Raw genomic sequence first — 22261 nt, 5'->3', positions numbered from 1 at the left:
GCTGCGGTGGCTGTTGCAATGTTGTTTCCGGGACTGGCCTTGGCGGCCGAGGAACACGACCTGCCCGGCGCTGCCATGTCGCTGTGGTGGGGGCTGCCTTTCGCCGGTCTGCTGTTGTCGATCGCCACCGGGCCTTTGCTGTTTCCCCATGTCTGGGAGCATCACTACGGCAAGATCGCAGCGCTCTGGGCAGCGCTGGTGGTGGTGCCGCTGGCTCTCGCCTTCGGCATGAATTCGGCAGCGCAAGCGGTGCTGCACACGCTGCTCACCGAATATATGTCGTTCATCATCCTGTTGTTTGCGCTGTTCACCATTGCGGGTGGCATTCTGGTGGCCGGCAACATCCACGGCACACCGCTGGTCAATGCCGGGCTGCTGCTGGTGGGGGCGATCCTCGCCTCGATCATCGGCACCACCGGCGCCTCGATGATCCTGATCCGGCCGATGCTGCGCGCCAACGACAACCGGCCGTTCAACGCCCATGTCGTCATCTTTTTCATTTTTCTCGTCTCCAACATTGGCGGCTCACTGACGCCCTTGGGCGACCCACCATTGTTCGTCGGCTTCCTGCGCGGCGTCGACTTCTTCTGGACGACGGTGAACCTTTGGCGCGAGACGCTGCTGACGGGCGGCCTTGTGCTGCTTGTCTTCCTGGCCATCGACATTGTGCTGCATCGCCGCGAGGGCGGCGCGCCGAAGATCAAGGACCCGACGCCCGATACGAAAGTGCGCATCCGCGGCCTGCCCAACATTCCGCTGCTGGCCGGGGTGGTCGGCGCGATCCTGCTTTCGGCGACCTGGAAGCCGGGCGTGAGCTTTTCAGTCCTCGGCGTCAGCCTCGAATTGCAGAATTTGGTGCGCGACGCCGTCATCCTAGCGCTCGCTTTCGTCTCGCTTGCCGTGTCGCGCAAGAGCCACCGCGAAGCGAACGGCTTCAATTGGGGGCCGATCACTGAGGTGGCAAAACTGTTTGCCGGCATCTTCATCTGCATCGTGCCGGTCATCGCCATTCTCAGGGCCGGCCATGACGGGGCGCTGTCGCCGCTGGTGGCGTTGGTCACCGCGCCCTCGGGCCAACCCAACGACCTTGCCTATTTCTGGCTGTCCGGCGCGCTGTCGTCCTTCCTCGACAATGCGCCGACCTATCTGGTGTTCTTCGAACTCGCCGGCGGCAATCCGCAGCATCTGATGACCGAGGCCGCCTCCACGCTGGCGGCGATCTCGGCCGGTGCGGTGTTCATGGGCGCCAACACCTATATCGGCAACGCGCCCAACTTCATGGTCTACGCCATCGCCAGGCATCGCGGCGTCAAGATGCCGGGCTTCTTCGGCTATATGGCGTGGTCGGGCGCAGTGCTGATCCCGACCTTTCTGATCGCCGGTTTTCTGTTCTTCGGCTGATCAGCCGACGCCGACATAGCGGCGCACCGCCGACGGATCGGCGCGCAGTTCATCGACATCGACCGTCTCGCGGTTGCGGCCATTCTCGATGAAGCAGACACGGTCGGCAACCGACAGCACCGCGTCGACGCGCTGCTCGACGAGGATGGTCGACACTCCCAACTCGCGCAATTTCGACACCGTCTCGCGGATCTTGGCGATCATCGACGGCATCAGCCCTTCGGTCGGCTCGTCGAGCAGCAGCACCTGTGGTTCGATGCACAGCGCCCGCGCCATGGCCAGCATCTGCTGCTCGCCGCCGGACAACGTGCCGGAGCGTTGGCGCAGTCGCTGGCGCAGCAATGGAAAAAGGTCGAGGACATTTTCCCGCACGGCCTTGCCCTTGCCGCGCGCCATCAGCCCGATCTCGATGTTTTCGGCCACCGTCATCTCGGCGAACAGCCGCCGGCCTTGCGGCACATAGGCGACGCCGGCCTTCGGCACTTCGTGCGCCGGCAGGCCGGTCAACTCCTTACCGTCGAGCCTGATCGAACCGGCGCTGGCCGGGACGAGGCCCATGATCGCTTTCAGCGTCGTCGTCTTGCCGGCGCCGTTGCGGCCGAACAGGCACAGCACCTCGCCCGTGTTCAGCACCAGGTCGAGGCCATAGAGCACCTGGACTTCGCCGTAGAAGCAGTCGAGCCCGGAGATGGTGAGCGCCTCAGTCATGCACCGTCCCCAGATAGGCTTCCTGCACATCGGCGTTTTCGCGGACCTGCTCGGGCGTGCCTTCGGCGAGAATCTTGCCGGCGTTGAAGACGGTGATGCGGTCGGCGAGTTGCATGACCACCGGCATGTTGTGCTCGATCAAAAGCACAGTGGCGCTTTTGGCGATCTCACGCACCAGGGTGATGAAATTGTCGATCTCGCTGTCGGCCAGCCCTTGCGTCGGCTCGTCCAGGATCAGCAGGCGCGGCTTCAGCGCCAGGCCCATCGCCACTTCCAGCAGGCGCTGGTGACCATAGGAGAGCTGCCCGGCCGGCATGTGGGCCCGGTCGGCAAGGCCGGTGCGCTCGAGCGCTGCCATGACGCCGGCGCGGACCGCACCCTTCGAGCGGCCATCGGTCAGCGTGCGCTGCACCGGCAGCGCGACATTGTCGTAGGCGGAGAGATTGGCAAAGACGCTGGTGATCTGGAAGGTGTAGGCGATGCCCTGGCGAACCCTGATATAGGCCGGCTGGTTGGTGATGTCGGCGCCGTTGAAGACGATCATGCCGGAAGACGGCTGTATGCGACCACTGACCAGGCTGACGAAGGTGGTTTTCCCCGCGCCATTAGGGCCGATGACGGCGCGGATCTCGCCCGACATCAGCGCGAAATCCACGCCATCGACGGCGCGCAGGCCGCCGAAATTGCGCGACAGGCCTTTGGTGGTCAGCAGCGGCATCATGGCAACCACCCCAGCCAACGCTGGCGGATGCTGCCCAGAATGCCCTTTGGGAAAAACAGCACCAGCAGGATGAGAGCGATGCCGACGATCAGCAGATAGGCGGAAGTGAAGCCGCTGGTGATGTCGGTGACATAGTACATGAACAGCGTGCCGATCAGGGCTCCAAGCGTGGTGGCGGCGCCGCCGAGCAGCACCCAGAGCAGCGGCAGGATGGAATACTGCACCGAGGCGAAGCTAGAGCCGACATAGCCGAACAGCAACGCATAGGCGGCACCCGACGCCGCACAGATGGTGCCCGAGGCGACGACGGCGACGAGTTTGTTCGAGAAGGTGTCGTAGCCGAGCATCTTCGTCCGTTCCTCGTTCTCGCGGATGGCGACCAGCACGCGGCCATAGCGGGAGCGGACGATGGCAAGCGTGACGAGCAGCACGACGGAGAACAGGGAGAGCGCTGTCATGTAGCGCACGGTCGGATTGGTGAGATCGAGCGATGTGGCGCCGAAGGAGAGCACGCGCGCCGGCTGCGGCACGACCATGCCCTGGTCGCCGCCGGTCCACGACGCGAAATAAAGGATGATGAGATAAAACACCTGCGCAAACATCATGGTGACGATCATGAACGCGACACCGGTCGTGCGCAGCGCCAAGAGGCCGATCACCAGCGCCAGAAGCGCGCCGCAGGCGAGCCCGGCGGCGAAGGCGGCCGGTACATTCCAGCCGAGATGAATGACGGTTAGGCCCGCGCCATAGAGTCCGGCGGAGAAGAACATGGCATGGCCGAGGCTGAGCAAGCCGACATAGCCGAACAAAATGTTGTAGCCCATGGCGAAGACAGCCAGCACCATGATGCGGGCGAGCAGGCCGTGGTGATAATCGGGCAGCACGAAGCTCAAGGCGAAAAGCAAGGCAATGACGCCCAGATGCAATGCATAGGCCTTTGCCGGCGAAGCTTCGCTCATCGCGGGGCCGTCCCGAACAGGCCTTGCGGCCGGAACACCAGCACCATCGCCACCAGCATCGTGGCGATGATCTTGGCCAGGGTCGGCGAGAAGAACACCGAGATGATGCCGTCCGACATGCCGATCAGCACAGCGGCGACAACGGTGCCGCGCAGCGAGCCGAGGCCCCCGATGATGACGACGATGAAGGACAAGAGCAGCGGGTCCTGTCCCATCAGGTAATGCGCCTGGCTGATCGGCACGATCAGCACGGCGGCGACGGCCGCCAGCATGGCGCCTAGCGCGAAGACGCCGGCATAAACCCGGCCAACCGGAATGCCGAAGGCCTGCGCCGTCTCGCTGTCATATTGCGTGGCGCGCATGACGAGGCCGATCCTGGTGCGCGTCAGCACGAACCATGTCGCGACAAGCAGCAGGGCCGAGGCGGCAATGATCGACAGCTTGTAGCCGGAGTAGCCGAACCACGGCAGAAGGATGCGGTAGCTGAAAGGCGGCTCGACCGGCCGCGCCTCAGGACCGTAGAAGGTCAGCGCCAGTTGCTGGATGATGTAGAGCATGCCGATAGTGGCGACGATGGTGGCTTCGGGATTGTAGTTGAGCCGGCGCAGCACCAACCGTTCGGCGACGAGCGCGATGGCGCCGACGATCAGTGGCGCCAGCACCAGCGCGGCGAGGAAGCCGAGTGCCGGATGGCCGCCGATAGCCGTGGTGATCGCCCAGGCCAGCACCGCGCCCAGCATGAAGAACTCGCCATGGGCGACATTGACGACGCGCATGACGCCGAACACCAGCGACAGGCCAAGCGCCGTCAGCGCCAGCACGGCGGAGGTGACGAGGCCTTCGAGGGCGGCGAGGAGGAGGTGGGGTCCGAAGTGCATTCAAGGCGCCCTTACCCTCCCCCTTGTGGGGAGGGTGACCGCGCAGCGGTCGGGTGGGGGAGTGGGGCATGGGCCGTCGCGACCCCCACCCCGTCGCACAGGCTTCGCGGACGCAAAGCCTGCTTGCCGACCCTCCCCCCAACGGGGAGGGCAAGGCGGCTCACAGCGCCTGCGTCGTGTAATCCCCCTCGGCCTCGTACAGGCCGTCCTCGATCTTGGTCTTGTGCACGACCTTCAGCTTGCCGCCTTCGACCTTGGAGATGTTCTGGATGCCGAAGCACTGGTGGATCTTGCCGTTGAAGGTTTTTGGTCCCTGCGGATGCTCGGGGCCTTCGGCGAATTCGGTCAGCGCTTCGGTCGCCTCGACCAGCTTGGCGCGGTCTTCCGGTCCCTTGTAGCCGGCATCCTCCATCGCCTTCTTGACGACGTAGAGCGTTTCCCAGCAGCCGAACATGTGCGACGCGGTGGAGACGTCCTTGGGATCGCCGACGGCTGCGCCATTGTCGTCGATGCCGACAGCGGCGCGATAGGCCTTCTGTCCGGCGGAATCATCGGCTTGCGCATAACGCGGCGAGCCCTCCCAGAAATGACTGCCGTCGAGGAATTCGAGGCCGGGGCTGTTGATGTCGGTGGCCTCGAGTGAATCCATGAAGCCGAACAATTGCGGCCGGTTGGAGCCGTAGAATTCGCCGAGTTCCTTGACGAAGGTGAGCACGGCCGGGCCGACCATCACGTGGTAGATGACCTCGGTTTCGGCGGGGATTTGCGGGAAATATTTGGTGAAGGAGGATTCCGTCGGCGGGATGGCGATCTGGGCGATGACGTCGGCGCCTTGGGCCTTCAGCGCTGGCGGCAGGTAGTCGCGATGGTCGTAGCCGAAAGCGAAATCGGGGAAGATCTGCGTCACCTTCTTGCCGGCGTTGGCGGCGATCCACGGCGCCATCGACTGGATCTGGCTCTTCACGTCGGTGATGCCGGGCTGGAAGACGTAGCGGTTCAATTTGGTCGAGGCGACGTGGTGACCTTCGCTGACGACGAAATAGGGGATCTTGTTTTCGCCGGCGGCTGGCGCCGAACCGATGACAACATGCGAGAACAAGGTGCCAAAGACGATGTCGGTCTTGTGCTGGGTGGCGAACTTGCCGACCACCTCGGCGCCGCGGGCGGGATCGGTGCCGTCATCCTCGATCACCAGCTCAACCGGGCGGCCGTTGATGCCGCCGGCATCGTTGATTGCCTTGACCGCGGCGGCGCTCGTCTTCTCGTACCAGCGGCCATAGGCGGCGCCGATGCCGGTGCGGTGCGACTGGAAGCCGATCTTGATCGGCGCCGAGCTCTGCGCCTGGCTGTAGCGGATGAAGCCTGGGGCGACGGCAAGGCCGGCGCCGGCGGCGAGGCCCTTCAGCGCAGTGCGGCGAGAGAGAGCGGTTTTGGAGAGATCGAAAAACCCATTCTTGTCGGTCACGGCAGTTCCCCTGTTTTTGAGTTTTGACTGGCAGCAACGAGGCAAGGCCACTCCCAAGTGGGAGGGCAGAAATCGCATGTGTACAAACTAAATCACCAAAGCCGCGACCTGGCAAGCGAGCTTTGCGCAAAGGCATGCCGGTCGCCTTGTTCTCAGCCGGCGGTCGGTGTGGCAAGCAACCAGAGGCCGAAGACGGTGTAGGCGATCATCAGCAGGGTGAGCGGCAACTGGCTGAGCGCGGCGCGCGCGGGAACCGGGTGCAGTCGCCAGGCGAAACCGTGGGCGACAAGGACCGCGAGCATGTGGCCGGCGATGATGATTCCGGCCTGCACATTCCACAGCCACCAGGCCGAGTCGGCGCCGGCGACGACGCCGGCTTCGATCTGCATGTCGGCGGTGCCGAACAGGTTCCAGCCCAGCGCAAACGGATCGGAGACGGCGGCAAGCGCGTATTGACCATCGACCAGCTGCGCCGTCAGATAATGGGCGACATGATAAGCGAGCGCGATCGGCACGATCGACCAAACCAGCAGGCCGGCAGCCTGAGTGAAGGGATGCGGGCTGGAGGCCATACGCTGGCCTACGACAACGGCAAGCGCGAACGCCGCTGCCAGCAGGACAAAGGTCAGCACGAGGCCAAAACTGCCGATGCCGATCAGCGCCGTGCGGCCGGGAAACTCCAGCGGATTGATGCCGAACAGGCCGAGCCAGAAGAAGGTCTTCGACAGGCCATCGAACGAGACTGATGACAGGCTGAGCAGCAGGAAAGCGATGCCGCTGAGCGGCAGCGACTCGGCGGTGAGCAGTTTGGCGCCCGGCCAGCAGAAATTGAGCCGGCCATCTTCATCGCGTTCGACAATGGCGAAGCGCGCCACCATGGCGAAGAAGACGGTCAGGAACTCGCCGCGGCTGCTCCAGTGGGGATAACCGAACACCAGCATGGCAACAAAGGTGCCCAGCCAATAGAGGCCGGCAGCCCAGGCCAGTCGCGCCGGGTCGTCGGGGGCCGGGTCTATCAGCTCGAACCAGGCGAAGGCGAAGAACAGGATGACGGCTGGCCAGCAGCCGAGCCATGCGGGCAGTTGCGACGCCTGCGTTTCGTCGTCGGATAGGCCGATCAAATGGGAGGCGATGCGCCAGGGCCCGTACCAGGGGTTCAGCCACGACCAGAGGTCGCCGAGCAGGCCTTGCAGCAAGGCAAGCCCGACCCAGAGCAGCGTCCAGATCACCAGGGGCAGCGGATTGGAAAGCGGGTCGCGGCTGCCGAACAGGCCGGCGGCGATGAGAATTGCGAAGCCGGCAAAAGATAGCAGGCTGACGATTGTGCGCGCGCGGTCGCCGAGGGCGAAAAGCGGCAGGCGTCGGCGCCAGAAGCGGTCGAGCGCGTCTGGCGATAGCAAAGCTAGAACGAGAAAGCTGGCGGCAACGGCGAGCGCGCCGCCGGCAACATAGTAGCCTGTGGGGAGAAGGAGGACGTGGCCGCGGTCGGAGGCGTGGGCGAAGGCGGGGGTGGGCGAGAGGAGGGCTATCGAAGCGCCGAGGCCGAGAATCGCCTTGGCTGCCGGACGGCAGCGCTCTACGGCGCCCCCCTCTGTCCTGCCGGACATCTCCCCCACTTGGGGGGAGATCACGCTGTTATCTTCGGAAGTGAGCCTCTGCCTTTGAGGACAGGTGCCTGCTCGGACAGCTTGGCACCCTTCCTCTCCCCCGTCGATCGGGGGAGAGGTRTCGAGCGCAGCTCGACGGAGTGGGGGTCGACCCTGATGCGGGTCGAAACGATGCTTGCGCGTTGTCCGCTTTCCTATGTGCGTTGCGGCGGCTGCCAAGTGGTTCCCCCACTCCGTCGCCGCTTCGCGGCGCCACCTCTCCCCCCTCCGGAGGGAGAGGAAAGGAGCCTCTGCCGGGTCATCAAACAATCTCATCAAGCAGTTGACACAACGGCTTTTGAAATGTGTGTGCATACCGTCGGCCCTTGCGTGGGACATGTCCGGCGGGACAGAGGAGGGTGCCAGGAACTCAGCCTATCCAAGAGCCCCGCCTCCCCTCACACCTTGACCAGCTGCTCCACGCGATCCTTCGCCCCGAATATCCTGAGATAGCGGTCGATCTCTTTCAGGTCACCCGTCGCCTTGGCCGGGTTGTCGGACAGCTTGACCGCCGGGCGACCATTGGCTTCGGTGACCTTGCAGACCAGCGATATGGCGTCGAGGCTGTTGGTTTCGGTTGGCGCGCAGCCTTCGAAATCATTGGTCAGATTGGTGCCCCAGCCGAAGGACATGCGCACCTTGCCACGGAAGTGGCGGTAGGTTTCCTCGATGGTTTCCACCTCGAGCCCGTCGGAGAAGATGAGCAGCTTCTGCTTGGGATCCCTGCCCTTTTCGCGCCACCAGGAAATGATCTTCTCGCCGCCTTCGATCGGCGGCGCGCTGTCGGGGCGGAAGCCGGTCCAGTCGGCGACCCAGTCCGGCGCGTCGCGCAGGAACGAAGCCGTGCCGAAGGCGTCGGGCAGGACGATCAGCAAATTGCCGCCATAGTAGCGCTGCCAGTCCTGCAGCACCTTGTAAGGCGACTCCTTCAATTCCTTTTCCGAATTGGCGAGTGCTGCGAACACCATCGGCAGTTCATGGGCGTTGGTGCCGAGCGCTTCGAGGTCGTTGTCCATGGCGAGCAGCACGTTGGAGGTGCCGGTGAAGGCTTCGCCGATGCCTTCCTTCAGCGCTTCGACGCACCAGCGCTGCCACAGGAAGGAATGGCGGCGGCGGGTGCCGAAATCGGAAATGCGGATGCCGGGCAGCGCCTTCAGCCGCTCGGTCTTGGCCCACATCTTGGCCTTGGCGCGGGCGTAGAGCACATCGAGGGCGAAGGGGCCGAAGGCGCGCATGGCGGCGCGTGAGCGCAATTCGTTGATGATGGCGAGCGCCGGGATCTCCCACAGGGTGGTGTACATCCACGGGCCGCTGAAGGTGAGTTCGTACTGGCCGCCGTGCCTGGAAAGCTCGTATTCGGGCAACCTGAAATTCTCCAGCCAGGCAAGAAATTCCGGCTCGAAGATCTGCTTGCGGCCATAGAAATTATTACCGCCCAGCCAGATCATCTCTTTCTTCGAGAAGCGCAGCGTGCGGGCGTGATCGAGCTGCTCGCGCAACTCGCCTTCGTCGATCTCGTCGGCGAGGCGCACCGTGGTGGTGCGGTTGATCAGCGAGAAGGTGGCGTCGACCTTGGGGTACATGCCCCAGATCATCTGCAGCATCAAAAGCTTATAGAAGTCGGTATCGAGCAGGCTGCGCACGATCGGGTCGAGCTTCCAGGTGTGATTGTAGACGCGCCGCGCTATATCGGTTTTTGCCATATCTCGATGCCGCCTTCGCTCGCTCCCCGCAAAAGCCTCTTAGCATTGAATTTTTGAAAGCGCCTCCCGCTTTGCGGCTGGCCCGACAAAAAGAAAACGCTCGGGCCAGGCTCAGGACGAGGTCTTGGCGCCGATGACGCGCAGCGCCGGGCGTTTCCTGCGGATGCCGATGCGGCCCGCCACCGGCGCATCGGCGCGGCTGTCGGCCTGCTCCTTCTCGGCAAACAGCCAGTCGATGAACAGCTGCACAATCGGCGTCGATTTCATCTCGTTGCGACAGACGACGTAGAAATCGTCGACCGCCGGCACCGACAGGCTGAACGGGGCAACCAGCAACCCCCTGGCGAGCAGCGCGCTCGCCGTGACTGAATCACCGAGTGCCACGCCATGGCCATGAACCGCGGCTTCCGTCGACATGCGGGCGTCGCCGAGATGGTGGCGTCGGCCGCGCTCCAGATCGAGCCCGTCGGCGGCGGCCAGCCAGGTGTGCCACTCGCGACCGTCATCACCATGCAGGAAGACATGATCGGCGAGGTCGCGGACGGTGCGGATCGGCCGGTTGTTGATCAGCGTCGGGCTGACCACCGGGAATAGTTCGAGGCCCGACCATTTGCGCATCCAGCAATCGGTCCAGCTGCCATCGCCATAGTGCACGCAGACATCGATCTGCGGGGCGCGGATATCCTTGGCGTCGTTGGAGGGGATCAGCGTCAGCCTGATATCGGGATATTGCGCCATGAAGCTGCCGAGCCGCGGCGTCATCCACAAAAGCAGCAGCGCCGGCACGCAGGAGACCGAGAGTGTGCCGGCGCTGGCCGGCCTTGTCATGCGCTGCGTGGCGGCGGCGATGCCGTCGAAGGCGGTCGATACCGCCGGCAGCAGTTCGGCACCGTGCGGCGTGAGCTTCACCCGCTGGCCGGTGCGTTCGAACAGCTTGACGCCGAGCGATTGTTCGAGCGCCTTGATCTGATGGCTGATGGCGCCGTGGGTGACGTTCAGCTCAGCCGCCGCCTTGGTCAGCGAGGCATGGCGCGCCGTCGCCTCGAAGGCGCGCAACGGATTTAAGGGGGGCAAACGCTTGGCCATGGGCACCCAGATTCATTGTGAGATTTTCTCACAAGCTGCACCCTAACAATATCAATTGATTTTTCAATGCGGCTGCCGGACACTTTGGCTCGGAACAGCATCAAGACTTGGAAATCTGCAGGCAGCCAGCGGGACAGCGACCCGGCCGGATGACGGTCAGTTCGTTAGATGTCGCCGAGGCCGCACTGCATCAGCCCAGCAGGAGGACCGGAGATGGGTTACGATCGCGGCAAGCTCGAAGCCTTGCGTCGCAAATATGGCGAGAGCCATGGCGGCGAGATGTTCGATCCAAAATTTCGGCGCGTCGCCGACAAGATCTTTTCCAAGAGCGGCACCAGGCTGGCGCCCTATTCCGGCATACCGACTTTCCTCGCCGCGCCCTATCGCGAAATTGCCGCAGACAATCCGGATTTGGGCGACCTGCAGGTGGCGATCATCGGCGTGCCGATGGATCTCGGTGTCACCAACCGGCCGGGCTCGCGCTTCGGGCCAAGGGCGCTGCGCGCCATCGAGCGCATCGGCCCCTACAACCACGTGCTGGAATGCGCGCCGACGCATGAGCTTCGCGTCGCCGACATCGGCGATACGCCGTTCCGGAGCCGCTACCGGCTCGAGATCAGCCACGAAGACATCGAGCGCCGCACCAACCAGATCGTCGATGCCGGGGTCATTCCGCTTTCTGTCGGCGGCGATCACTCGATCAGCCATCCGATCCTGAAGGCGGTCGGCAAGAAGGCGCCGGTCGGCATGATCCACATCGACGCCCATTGCGACACCAGCGGGCTGTTCGACATGACCAAGTTCCACCATGGCGGACCGTTCCGCAATGCGGTGCTGGACGGCGTGCTCGACCCGACCCGCACCATCCAGATCGGCATACGCGGCTCGGCTGAATATCTGTGGGAGTTCACCTACGAATCCGGCATGACCGTGGTGCATGCCGAAGAGGTGACCGGCCTCGGCATTCCCGCCATCATCGAGAAGGCGCGCAAGATCGTCGGCGACGGCCCGACCTACATTTCCTTCGACGTCGACAGCGTCGATCCGGCCTTCGCGCCGGGCACCGGCACGCCTGAGATCGGCGGGCTGACGACGCGCGAAGTGCTCGAACTGCTGCGCGGTCTGAAGGGTCTCAACATTGTCGGCGGCGACGTCGTCGAGGTGGCGCCGCAGTACGACGCGACCACCAACACCGCCCATGTCGGCGCGCAGGTGCTGTTCGAAATCCTGAGCCTGATGGTGTTCAGCCCGGCGATCACCGGCAAGGGAGCCTGACACTCAAACATATCCCAAGGCGGCCGCCGCGCTGGAGCCGGCGGTCGCACTCAAACAAACAAGCTTCCAGATGGGAACGACAATGACACTTCACATGAAACTCAAATCATCCATTGCCGCCGTGCTGATGCTCGGCGCGACCGGCTTTGGCTTCACCTCTCAGGCCAATGCCGACGCCGTCGACGACATCACCAAGGCGGGCGCCCTCAATGTCGGCATCTTCTCCGACTTCCCGCCCTTCTCCTCGGCCAGCGCCGATATGAGCATCAAGGGCTATGACATCGACGTGGCCCAGGCGATCGCCGATGCGCTGAAGGTGAAGCTCAATCTGGTCAGCGTCACCGGCCAGAACCGCATCCCGTATCTCACCGACAAGCGCGTCGATATTCTGATGAGCGTAGGCTACTCCAAGGAGCGTGAGCAGGTGATCGATTTCGCCGCCGCCTACGCGCCCTACTATATCGCGGTCATCGGCCCGGCAGCACTGGCGGTCAAAGGCAAGGAAGACCTCGCCGACAAGTCGATCGCGGTCAACCGCGGCACGCTCGAAGATACCTCGCTGACCGAGGCCGCACCGGCATCGGCCGACATCAAGCGCTTCGACAACTACAACTCCGTCATCCAGGCCTTCATCTCGGGTCAGACCCAGCTGATGGTGGTCGGCAACGATGTCGGCGCGCAGGTGCTGGCCAAGCAGGACGCGCTGCAGCCGGAGCAGAAGTTCCAGCTGCTGACCTCGCCCTCGCATATCGGCCTCAACAAGAACGAGGATCGGCTGAAGAAGGCGGTCAACGATGCGGTCGCCAAGATGCTGGCAGACGGCAAGCTGGACGAAAGCTCGAAGGCCTGGCTGAAGACGCCGCTCAATCCCGACAACCTCAAGGATTGATGTGCCGTGGCCTTTGCTTGGCTTCCAGGTGCAGTGGGCGATATCGCACGCGGAGCGCTCACGACGGTCTTGTTGATCGTCGTGACCACTCTGGTGGGAACGCTGCTCAGCATCCTCGGCGCGGCTGGCCGGCGAAACGGCCCGCCGTTCGTGAAGCGGGCAATCGCCATCTATGTCGAGGTGATGCGCAACACACCGTTCCTGGTGCAGTTGTTCTTCATCTTCTTCGGGCTGCCCAGCCTTGGCGTCAGGCTCGATCCGCTCCTGGCTGCCATGCTGGCGATGACGCTCAACATGGCGGCCTACACGATCGAGATCGTCGGCGCCGGGCTTGACGCGGTGCCGCGTGGGCAGACGGAAGCAGCCCTCGCATTGGGCTTGAGGCCGCGCCAGGTGTTCATCAAGATCGTGCTGCCGCAGGCGCTCAAGGTGATCTATCCGGCGCTGACCAGCCAGATCGTCATCATGATGCTGGAGTCCGCCGTGGTGTCGCAGATTGCGGTGCGCGAGCTCACCTACGAGGCTGACATGCTGCAAGCCCGCACCTTCCGCTCGTTCGAGACCTATCTTGTGGTGACGATGGTCTATCTCGTCCTGTCGATGGCCTTGCGCCGGCTACTGGTTACAGGCGGACGCCGCGTGTTGGGGGCTGGCGTGACATGATCGAGTTCACCTTCTGGGACATCGTGCGCAACCTTCTGCTCGCCGCCCGCTGGACGGTGCTGCTGTCGCTGGCCGCCTTCATCGGCGGCGGCATCGTTGGCATGGTCGTGCTGTTCTTCCGCATCGCCAAGAACAAATGGAGCCAGCGCATTGCCTCCGGCTACATCGCGCTGTTCCAGGGAACGCCGCTGTTGATGCAGCTGTTCCTGATGTTCTTCGGCCTGCCCATGCTGGGCCTGCGTATCGAACCGTGGACCGCGGCCGTGCTCGGCCTGACTTTTTTCGCCAGCGCCTACCTCGCCGAGATCTGGCGCAGTGGCGTCGATGCACTGCCGCGCGGCCAGTGGGACGCCGGCGCCAGCCTCGGCCTGCACTATCTGCAGGAACTCCGACTGATCATCCTGCCGCAGGCCTTTTCGATCACCCGCGCACCGACCGTCGGCTTCCTGGTGCAGCTGATCAAGTCGACGGCGCTGACCTCGATCATCGGCTTCGAGGAACTGGTCAAGACCTCCAACGCCATCAACAACGCCACCTTCGAACCGTTCAAGGTCTACGGGCTGGTGGCGCTGATCTTCTTCGTCATGTGCTTTCCGCTGACGCAATACGCCCGCACGCTCGAGCAACGAGCGGCGGCCCACTGAGCCGCCAAGCGGCGGACACTGGAATTAAGGGAACCAGCCGGGACTCCGGCATCAACAGAGGAGAAACCAGATGAACAGATTGATCGCAACACCCGTCACCCGGCGCGGCGTGCTTGGCGCCGGCCTTGCCTCAGCAGGCGTGCTTGCCATGCCGTCGATCCTGCGGGCGCAGGAGAAGTCGCTGAAGGTCGGCGTCTATGGCGGCTACTTCAAGAAATCCTTCGACGAGCATGTCTTCCCCGATTTCACCAAGGCAACCGGCATCACGGTCGAGTCCGTCGCCGAGCCGACCGGCGAGGCGTGGCTGGTGCAGCTCGAACAGGCGGCCAAGGCCGGCCAGGCCCCGGCCGACCTTTCGATGATGTCGCAGACCTCGACGCTGAAGGGCCAGTCGACCGAACTCTGGACGCCGCTCGATACCTCGAAGTTCAAGCACTATGGCGACCTGCTGCCGCGCTTCATCAACAAATATCCGGATGGCCGCGTCGCCGGCATTGGCGCCGTCGCCTGGTGGATCACGCTGGTCAGCAACACCGACGTCTACAAGGACGCGCCGACATCGTGGGCAGCCCTGTGGGACAAGGCGAACGAAGACAAGCTCGGCCTGCTGGCGCTTGCCTCCAACTCGTTCCTGCTCGAAGTGACGGCCAAGACCTTCATGGGCGGCACCAACGCGCTCGACACTGAAGAGGGGCTGAACAAGGCGTTCGAGAAGCTCGCCGAGGTCAAGCCGAACGTCCGCCTGTGGTATCGCGACGAGGCGCAGTTCGAGCAGGCGCTGAAGTCGGGCGAGATCCCAATGGGCCAATATTATCACGACGTTACCGGGCTGGCGGTCGCCGACGGCTTCCATGTCCGTTCGACCTTCCCGAAGGAAGGCGGCATCCAGGATTCCGGCAATTGGGTGCTGTCGCGGGCCTCGACCAAGGTCGACGAAGCGCATGTCTTCATCGACTATATGAGCCAGCCTTCAATGCAGGGTGTGATGTCGCGCAAGGTCGGCACCACGCCGACGCTCAAGAAAGAGGTGCTCGACCTGACGCCGGAAGAGTTCGCCTCGGTGTCGTCGGAGATCGAGCCGATCATTCCGCGCTACGACCTCTACACGTCGAAGGCCGACTGGATAAACCAGAAATGGACCGAGCTCATCGTCGGGTGAGCCCCGAAGAACTCGCCTGACCCCGCATATTGCCTCTCCTCTGACAGGGGAGAGGCCGCCGATCGCCGAATTCCCATTCGCATCGCGAAGTGGGGAAACGACCATTCGCAATATCCTCCGGTTACCAGGATCAACTCATGTCCGGACTAGACATCAACGCCATCACCAAGAAATTCGGCAATTTCGCCGCCGTCGACAATGTTCAGCTGAACGTGCCGCATGGCACTTTCGTGTGCCTGCTCGGCCCGTCGGGCTGCGGCAAAACCACGCTTTTGCGCATGATCGCCGGGCTGGAGGAGCCGACGAGCGGCGCCATCGTGCTCGACGGCGAGGACATCACACCGCTGCCGACGCACAAGCGCAATCTCGGCATGGTGTTCCAGTCGCTGGCGCTGTTTCCGCATCTCTCGGTCGGTGACAACATCGCCTATGCGCTGCGCATTCGCGGTGCTTCGAAGGAAGAGCAGAAGAAGCGCGTCGACGAATTGCTGACGCTGATCCATCTGACCGGCTTCGCCGACCGGCCGGTGGCGAAACTGTCGGGCGGCCAGCGCCAGCGCGTGGCCATCGCCCGCGCTTTGGCTTTGTCGCCCAAATTGTTCCTGCTCGACGAGCCGCTGTCGGCGCTCGACGCCAAATTGCGTGAAGCCATGCAGGTAGAGCTGCGCCAGTTGCAGCAGCGGCTCGGCATCACCACCATCGTCGTCACCCACGACCAGCGCGAAGCCATGACCATGGCCGATCTGGTCGTCGTCATGGGCCATGGCAGGATCCTGCAGGCGGCGCCGCCGATCGAGATCTACCGCAAGCCGGCCGATGCCTTCGTCGCCGACTTCATCGGCATCACCAATCTGTTGCCGGCGGAACTCGACAGCGCCGGGCGCACCACTATCCTCGGCACTGCCATTCCCGGCCTTGCCATGCCGGCCGGCATGACCAAGGCCTCGGTGTCGATCCGGCCAGAGGATGTGCATCTGGGCGAACCCGGCAGCCGCGCCATCACCGGGCAGGTGAGCTTCGTGCGCGACCTCGGCGGCACCATCGAGACCTTCGTCGAGGTCGGCAGCACCAGCATCATCGCCGTGACGACACCGCGCGAGCGGCTCAACGTTGCGGTCGGCGCCAAGGTCGGCGTCGTGCTGCCGCCCGAAAGCTGCGTGGTGCTCGGCTCATGAGACGCGAAGCCCCAAGGTCGGTAGCCGACTACGCACCTTTGTTCTTTCCGGGCCTGATGCTCGTCGTCTTTTTCGTCGTGCCGTTCTCGACGATGATCGCGGTGAGCTTCTTCAAGCGCAACCCGGCCGGTTTCTACACGCCGGATTTCGTCTTCGACAATTACGCCCGCTTCCTGTCGGTATTCTTCGGCGGCGTGCTCGGCTTCTCGCTGATGCTAGCGGTGCTGGTGGCCATCTGCTGCGTCGCAATCGCCTTTCCCTTCACCTATCTCCTGACCAGGCGGCCGCGCACCGTGCAGACGCTGTGGCTGGTCGGGCTGCTGTCGGTGCTGTCACTGTCGGAAGTCATCATCGGCTTTGCCTGGTCGACGCTGTTCTCGCGCACCGCGGGGATCACCAATCTGTTCGTGGCGCTGGGGCTGATGGACAAGCCAATGGCGCTGCTGCCTACCTTCGGCGCCGTGCTGACCGGCATGGTCTACCAAGCGCTGCCCTACACCATCCTGGTGCTCTACCCCGCCCTTGTACGCCTCGACCCGACATTGCTCGAGGCCGCGCGCACGCTTGGCGCTTCGCCAATCAAGGCCTTCTTCAATGTCGTCGCGCCGGCGCTGCGAAACACCATCGTGGCGACGCTGATCATGGTCTTCGTCTTCGCGCTCGGCTCCTATCTGTTGCCGCAGATTCTCGGCCGGCCGCAGCACTGGACGTTGTCGGTGCTGATCACCGACCAGGCGATCTACCAGTCCAACATGCCGTTCGCGGCGGCGATGGCGGTGTTCCTGGTGCTGATCTCGCTGGCGCTGGTCGGCATGACGCTGCTCGTCGGACGCCGGGAGAATGCGCTATGATCGAGACCTTGCTTCGCCGCCTTTATTTCACCGTCGTCGCGCTGTTCCTGGCGGCGCCGCTGATCGTCGTTGCCGGCGTCTCGGTCAACGAAAAGCAGGATCTGGCCTTCCCGCCGGTCGGCTTCTCGCTGGCCTGGTATGGGCAGATCTTCAACGATCCGGAATGGCGGCTGGCGCTGATCCATTCGGTGACGCTGGCCGTCTGCTCGGCGGCGATTGCGGTGGCCATCGCGCTGCCGCTGGCCTGGTTCCTGTGGCGGCGCATCGCGCCATGGGCGAACATTTTTCAGGTGCTGGGGCTGGCGCCGTTCATCCTGCCGCCGGTGATCACGGCGCTCGGCTTTCTCACCTTCTGGGCGACGGTCGGGCTGTTTGGCCAGTTCTTCACCGCCATCATCAGCCACGCCATCTTCTTCGTGACGCTGCCGCTGGTGACACTGTCGCTGGGCTTTGCCTCCATCGACCGTTCGCTGGTCGAAGCCGCCGCAACGATGGGCGCCGACGACCGCACGGTGCTGAAGACGGTGGTGCTGCCGCTGATCCTGCCTTACCTCGTTTCGGGCTACGCCTTCGCCTTCGTGCTGTCGCTCAACGAATACATCGTCGCCTATATGACGATCGGCTTCACCACCGAGACGCTGCCGATCAAGATCTTCAACGCGCTGCGCTACGGCTACACGCCGACCATGGCTTCGGTGTCGGTGTTCTTCGTCGCGGTGGCGGCCCTGGTATTCGGCTCGATCGCCAGGTTCGGCGACATCCGCAGGCTGCTCGGCGCCATGTCGTCGGACGGCAACTAGCCGACCAGCTCAAACGAAAACGGCCGCCGCAAATGTCCGGCGGCCGTTTTGTTTTTCAATGCCCGAACGCCAGCTGCGGCGCGATGCGGTCGCGGCGCAGCCAGCGCGCCAGAAGCAGCGCCGCCACCACGGCCAGTCCCGAGGCCAGGCCGATCCAGATGCCGACGCCGTGCAAGCCGAAATGGAAGGCCAGCAGCACGCCGAGCGGCAGGCCGACGCCCCAATAGCCGATCGCGGCATAGATCATCGGCACCTTGGTGTCGTGCAGGCCGCGCAGCATGCCGGCGGCCACCGCCTGCGCACCGTCGAAGATCTGGAACAGTGCGGCAAACGCCAGGAACGACACGGCGAGCGCGACCACCCTGGCATTGGCCGGATTGGCGAGATCGATGAAGGCGCTGATCAAGAGATGCGGCCAAAGGATCATCACCAGCCCCATCAGCGCCATGAAGGAGACGCCGATGACGAAGGCCGTCCAGCCGGCGCGGCTGACACCTTCCGGATTGCCGGCGCCATGGGCAAGCCCGACGCGCACCGTCACCGCCTGGTTGAGGCCGAGCGGCACCATGAAGGAGATCGAGGCGATCTGGATGGCGATGGCGTGCGCTGCCAGCGAAGCGGCGTCGATCAGGCCCATCAGCAGGGCGGCGGCGTTGAAGATCGTCACCTCGAAGGCGAGAATGCCGGCGATCGGCAGGCCGAGCCGCAGCAAGCCCTTGAAGCGCGGCCAGTCGGCGCGCCAGAAGCGCCCGAACAGGCGGTAGCGCCGGAACTTTTTCTCGAACATCACCACCACGGCCAGGCCGACGAACATCAGCATGCTGGACAGCGTGGTGGCGAGGCCGGAGCCGGCAATGCCCATCGAAGGCACGCCGAGATTGCCGAACATGAACACCCAGTTGAAGAAGACGTTGCAGGCGACGGCAACGAAGACGATGGCCAGCGCCCAGCCCGGCCGCTCCAGCGCCGAGATGAAGGAGCGCAGCACGATATAGCCATAGAAAGGCAGCACCGCCCATTCCAGCCAGCGCAGATAGATGCCGGCCTGATGCGCCAATGTCGGTTCCTGGCCCATCGCCAGCAGAATGGCCTCGCCGTGCCAAAGCACGAGCCAGATCGGGATGCAGATCAGGATCGCCAGCCACAGGCCCTGGCGCACGGTGCGGCGCAGGTCACGCACCGAATGGCGGCGGCGGCCAAGCTCGGTCGCCATCATCGGCGAGGTCGCCAGCATCAGGCCAAGCCCGAAGATCAGCGGCATGAAATAGAGGTTGGCGCCTAGCGCGCCGCTGGCCAGCGTGTCGGGTCCCAGCCGTCCCATCATCATGACGTCGGTGGCGGTCATCGCGGTCTGGCCGAGATTGGTCAGTACCATCGGCCAGGCGAGCGCCAGCGTCGCCCTGATTTCCTGACGCCAAAGATTTTCCGGTGCGCGAGCACCGGCTTCGATCGCAGACATTTCCGCTCTTTCCAGGTGCGGCACGTCGGCAAAGGGCCGGAAGCCGCATTTCAAACGGCAAAACCTTCGGTTTCGCGGCGTTTGCGCCGTCTTTTGAACGAAACCCTAGACGAAGGCAAGGAGGAGGGATGGTGAGCGATTGAGCCAGCAGCAAGCCGGGAGCCTCCGGTGCCGCGTTCACTTGCAGGCCCGGGGCTGCTACGGATTGCCCGGCATATCGGCAGCCGACGCAGTGCCGGGAGGTTTGGATGCAGTTCAGACAGCGAAAAAACCCGGCCGCGATCCCGCGGACAGCGCCGTCCTTCGAGCACATCGTCACCGAGGCGAGCGACAGTTTCCTGTGGCGGCTGGATGACTATCCGTGGGAGCGCAACGTCTGGAACTTCCACCCGGAATACGAAATCCACCTGCTGCGAAAATCCTCGGGCGTTGCGCTGGTCGGCGACCATATCGGCGAATTCGGCCCGGGCTATCTCTCGATCGTCGGCGGCGGACTGCCGCATGACTGGGTCACGGCGGTGCAGCCGGGCGAGCTGATCGAGGGCCGCGACATCGTCTTGCAGTTCGATGCGCAAAAGCTGCGCGGATCGGCGGGGCTGTTGCCGGAACTGCGCGAGCTGGAACCGTTTTTGGAGCGGTCGCTGCGCGGCATCGTCTTCCATGGCGACACGGCGCTGAAGGGCGCCGAGATGATGGAGCGGATGGGCGAGGTGCATGGGCTCGCCCGGCTCTGCCTGTTCCTCGAACTGGTGGACCTGCTGGCCCGAACCGACGAATATGAATTGTTGTCGTCGCCGGATTTCTCGCCGGTTCTCGATGCGGCCTCGCTCGACATCATCCAGCGCACGCTGACCTATCTGTTCCAGCACTTCGCCGAGGATCTGAAGTTGCCGGAAGTGGCGGAGCTCGCCGGAATGAGCGAAAGCACGTTTTCGCGTTTCTTCCAGAAGAACACCGGCAACAGCTTCAGCGACCATCTGGCCAAGCTCCGGCTCTGGCAGGCCTGCAAGCTCTTGGCGGACACCGATATTGCCATCACCGACATCTGTTTTCAGGTCGGCTACATGAACATCTCGAACTTCAACCGGGCCTTCATGCGCAAGCACAAAATGACGCCGTCGTCCTATCGCCGGCTGTCACGACAGCGGCTGACAATGCGGGCTTAAGCGCAGTCTAAATTACCATTTCAGACCCGATCGGTACTCGTGTGACGGCTCCGGCATTCGCAGGCGGTTTTTTGCGCTGCACAATGCATAAAAGTACAGGTCGACTGCAACGGGGCTTCTAGCAAGGCCCGACGCAACTCCGCATTTTGGCGATGGGTGGCTTGTCGCTCGGGCGATAGTGAGGATCGCACAACCCGAGGACTTGCGCTTCCTGCGAGTGTTCCTGGAGGAGAAAAGATCATGCAACCAATTCGGCTCGCTGCGAGCTTGAGCGCAGCTTTCATGCTTTCCGCTACCGTTTCAACCATGGCCCTGGCGCAGGCGCCGGTCTGCTCGGCGCCGGTCAAGGTGCTGGCGCAGCCACGCGACGGACTGACGCTGCTGGATGACTCGAAGGACGAGTTCCAGAAGCTTGCCGGCGCCAGCTTCCAGATCGACTACCTCAACGAGAACGACCGCCGGGCCAAGTCGCGCGCCGATGCGTCCACCGTCGGCAATTACAACGTCTACTATGTCGATGAAGCCAACGTCGCTTTGTTTGCCTCGTCGAAATGGATCGTGCCGCTGACCGACTATTATCCGGCTGACTATGATTACGCCGATTTCGATCCGGGCCGCCAGAAGGTCGCGACCTATGACGGCAAGGTCTGGTTTGCGCCGCTGACCGGCGGCGGCGACCTGATGGTCTACCGCAAGGATGTGCTGGAAGCCGCCGGCATCCAGCCGCCGAAGACGCTGGACGAGCTGATCGCCGCCGTGCCGAAGCTGACCAATCCCGACAAGGGCATGTACGGCATCGCGCTGCGCGGTGCGCGCGGTTCGGGCGCCAATGTCTGGCGCTGGATGCCGTTCTTCAAGGCCTATGGCGGAAAGTGGTTCGACGGGGACAAGCCGGCTTTCAATTCGGATGCCGCCGTCAAGGCGACCGAGACCTATCTGCAGCTGTTCAAGGATTCGGCACCCGGCACGCAGACCGGCAGCTGGGATGAATCGACCGGTGCGTTCCTGTCCGGCCAGGTCGCCATCCTTGTGGAATCAACACCGCTGTCGGGCATGTCGGTCGATCCAAAGACCTCGCAGGTGGTCGGCAAGGTCGGCTTCCTGCCGCCCCCGGCGCCGCTGACCGGCGGCGGCTATGGCCACGGCCTGGCCATCGCGGCGAAAGCCAACGCCGACGACGCCTCGAAGAAATGCGCCGGCCTGTTCATCGCCTGGGCAACGTCGAAGGAAAACGAGAAGCGCCGGCTCGACGCGCATCAGTTCGGCGAGCTCAACCGCACCAGCATCCTGTCCAGCAAGGAATTCGCCGACATCTACGGCGCCGACCTCGGCCAGGCGCTGGCGGAGACCGGCAAGGTCACGGCTGTCAACTTCTGGCAGGACCCGCGCTGGCCGGATCTCGGCGACCGCTGGGGCATCATCCTCGAGGAGCTGGTCACCGGCACCCGCACCGACATCAAGGGCGGCCTCAACGAGCTTGAAGCGTATGCCAACGAGCTGGTGAAGAAATAAGCTATCCTCCCCCTGCGGCGCGCGGTCTGCGGCATTCGAGCGAATGTTGGGATCTGTGCGCCGCAGGATTTCCGCGCTCCATGCCAGCCAAGCGTTCGAGA

The 22261-nt window shown here is 63.7% G+C and carries 20 protein-coding genes; 11 read left to right on the top strand and 9 right to left on the bottom strand.

Going from position 1 to position 22261, the window contains the following annotated elements:
* Positions 1 to 18 precede the first annotated feature (18 nt).
* Positions 19 to 1401 carry a sodium:proton antiporter gene (locus AC1DXN_RS15465; RefSeq protein WP_477274502.1) on the top strand — a complete coding sequence of 461 codons (1383 nt, stop codon included), beginning with the start codon at positions 19 to 21 and terminating at the stop codon, positions 1399 to 1401.
* On the opposite strand, the gene AC1DXN_RS15460 is transcribed toward AC1DXN_RS15465, so the two are convergent.
* The 8 genes from AC1DXN_RS15460 to gcvA all read right to left on the bottom strand — a co-directional run bounded on the left by AC1DXN_RS15460 (position 1402) and on the right by gcvA (position 10567).
* Entirely contained in the window at positions 1402 to 2109 is a 708-nt protein-coding gene (locus tag AC1DXN_RS15460; protein ID WP_477274417.1) for an ABC transporter ATP-binding protein, read from the bottom strand.
* Positions 2102 to 2830 carry an ABC transporter ATP-binding protein gene (locus tag AC1DXN_RS15455; RefSeq protein ID WP_477274415.1) on the bottom strand — a complete coding sequence of 243 codons (729 nt, stop codon included), beginning with the start codon at positions 2828 to 2830 and terminating at the stop codon, positions 2102 to 2104. Before AC1DXN_RS15455 ends, AC1DXN_RS15460 begins: the two co-directional genes overlap by 8 nt.
* Positions 2827 to 3789: a branched-chain amino acid ABC transporter permease gene (locus AC1DXN_RS15450; RefSeq protein WP_477274413.1), complete on the bottom strand. Its 963-nt coding sequence runs from the start codon at positions 3787 to 3789 to the stop codon at positions 2827 to 2829. The genes AC1DXN_RS15455 and AC1DXN_RS15450 overlap by 4 nt, the downstream gene beginning before the upstream one ends.
* Entirely contained in the window at positions 3786 to 4667 is an 882-nt protein-coding gene (locus tag AC1DXN_RS15445) for a branched-chain amino acid ABC transporter permease (protein WP_477274411.1), read from the bottom strand. The genes AC1DXN_RS15450 and AC1DXN_RS15445 overlap by 4 nt, the downstream gene beginning before the upstream one ends.
* Positions 4668 to 4827: 160 nt before the next feature.
* Complete coding sequence (locus AC1DXN_RS15440; protein WP_477274409.1) at positions 4828 to 6132, bottom strand: ABC transporter substrate-binding protein; 1305 nt, start codon at positions 6130 to 6132, stop codon at positions 4828 to 4830.
* 152 nt (positions 6133 to 6284) lie between these two features.
* Positions 6285 to 7739, bottom strand: coding sequence for a hypothetical protein (locus tag AC1DXN_RS15435; RefSeq protein WP_477274407.1), 1455 nt, complete (start codon positions 7737 to 7739; stop codon positions 6285 to 6287).
* A 437-nt stretch (positions 7740 to 8176) separates the two neighbouring features.
* Entirely contained in the window at positions 8177 to 9481 is a 1305-nt protein-coding gene (gene pncB / locus AC1DXN_RS15430) for a nicotinate phosphoribosyltransferase (RefSeq protein WP_477274405.1), read from the bottom strand.
* Positions 9482 to 9592: 111 nt separating this feature from the next.
* The gene (gcvA, locus tag AC1DXN_RS15425) at positions 9593 to 10567 is read right to left on the bottom strand and encodes a transcriptional regulator GcvA (protein WP_477274403.1); all 975 of its coding nucleotides are present in this window, start codon (positions 10565 to 10567) and stop codon (positions 9593 to 9595) included.
* 213 nt (positions 10568 to 10780) lie between these two features.
* On the opposite strand from gcvA, the gene speB reads away from it, so the two are divergent.
* The 8 genes from speB (at position 10781) to AC1DXN_RS15385 (ending at position 18023) form a co-directional block, all read left to right on the top strand.
* Complete coding sequence (gene speB / locus AC1DXN_RS15420) at positions 10781 to 11842, top strand: agmatinase (protein ID WP_477274401.1); 1062 nt, start codon at positions 10781 to 10783, stop codon at positions 11840 to 11842.
* 82 nt (positions 11843 to 11924) lie between these two features.
* The gene (locus AC1DXN_RS15415) at positions 11925 to 12731 is read left to right on the top strand and encodes a transporter substrate-binding domain-containing protein (RefSeq protein WP_477274399.1); all 807 of its coding nucleotides are present in this window, start codon (positions 11925 to 11927) and stop codon (positions 12729 to 12731) included.
* Between the two features lie 6 nt (positions 12732 to 12737).
* Entirely contained in the window at positions 12738 to 13394 is a 657-nt protein-coding gene (locus tag AC1DXN_RS15410) for an amino acid ABC transporter permease (RefSeq protein WP_477274397.1), read from the top strand.
* Positions 13391 to 14038: an amino acid ABC transporter permease gene (locus tag AC1DXN_RS15405; protein WP_477274396.1), complete on the top strand. Its 648-nt coding sequence runs from the start codon at positions 13391 to 13393 to the stop codon at positions 14036 to 14038. The genes AC1DXN_RS15410 and AC1DXN_RS15405 overlap by 4 nt, the downstream gene beginning before the upstream one ends.
* 70 nt (positions 14039 to 14108) lie before the next feature.
* Entirely contained in the window at positions 14109 to 15197 is a 1089-nt protein-coding gene (locus AC1DXN_RS15400) for an ABC transporter substrate-binding protein (protein WP_477274394.1), read from the top strand.
* A 137-nt stretch (positions 15198 to 15334) separates the two neighbouring features.
* Positions 15335 to 16372, top strand: a complete 1038-nt coding sequence (locus tag AC1DXN_RS15395; RefSeq protein ID WP_477274392.1) for an ABC transporter ATP-binding protein — start codon at positions 15335 to 15337, stop codon at positions 16370 to 16372.
* Positions 16369 to 17223 (top strand): ABC transporter permease, encoded by an 855-nt coding sequence (locus AC1DXN_RS15390; protein WP_477274390.1) that lies wholly within the window; start codon positions 16369 to 16371, stop codon positions 17221 to 17223. The genes AC1DXN_RS15395 and AC1DXN_RS15390 overlap by 4 nt, the downstream gene beginning before the upstream one ends.
* Positions 17220 to 18023: an ABC transporter permease gene (locus tag AC1DXN_RS15385; protein WP_477274388.1), complete on the top strand. Its 804-nt coding sequence runs from the start codon at positions 17220 to 17222 to the stop codon at positions 18021 to 18023. Before AC1DXN_RS15390 ends, AC1DXN_RS15385 begins: the two co-directional genes overlap by 4 nt.
* A gap of 55 nt (positions 18024 to 18078) precedes the next feature.
* Here AC1DXN_RS15385 and AC1DXN_RS15380 read toward each other — a convergent pair whose 3' ends face one another.
* Complete coding sequence (locus tag AC1DXN_RS15380; RefSeq protein WP_477274386.1) at positions 18079 to 19482, bottom strand: MATE family efflux transporter; 1404 nt, start codon at positions 19480 to 19482, stop codon at positions 18079 to 18081.
* A 248-nt stretch (positions 19483 to 19730) separates the two neighbouring features.
* On the opposite strand from AC1DXN_RS15380, the gene AC1DXN_RS15375 reads away from it, so the two are divergent.
* Both AC1DXN_RS15375 and AC1DXN_RS15370 read left to right on the top strand, forming a co-directional pair.
* Positions 19731 to 20648: an AraC family transcriptional regulator gene (locus AC1DXN_RS15375; RefSeq protein WP_477274384.1), complete on the top strand. Its 918-nt coding sequence runs from the start codon at positions 19731 to 19733 to the stop codon at positions 20646 to 20648.
* Positions 20649 to 20888: 240 nt separating this feature from the next.
* On the top strand, positions 20889 to 22160 hold the full coding sequence (locus AC1DXN_RS15370; protein ID WP_477274382.1) for an ABC transporter substrate-binding protein: 1272 nt from the start codon (positions 20889 to 20891) through the stop codon (positions 22158 to 22160).
* Positions 22161 to 22261: the final 101 nt, after the last annotated feature.

Source organism: Mesorhizobium sp. P2_H9, assembly GCF_056403215.1.
The sequence above is the reverse complement of the archived record's forward strand: the minus strand, read 5'-3'. Positions and strand labels throughout refer to the sequence as shown.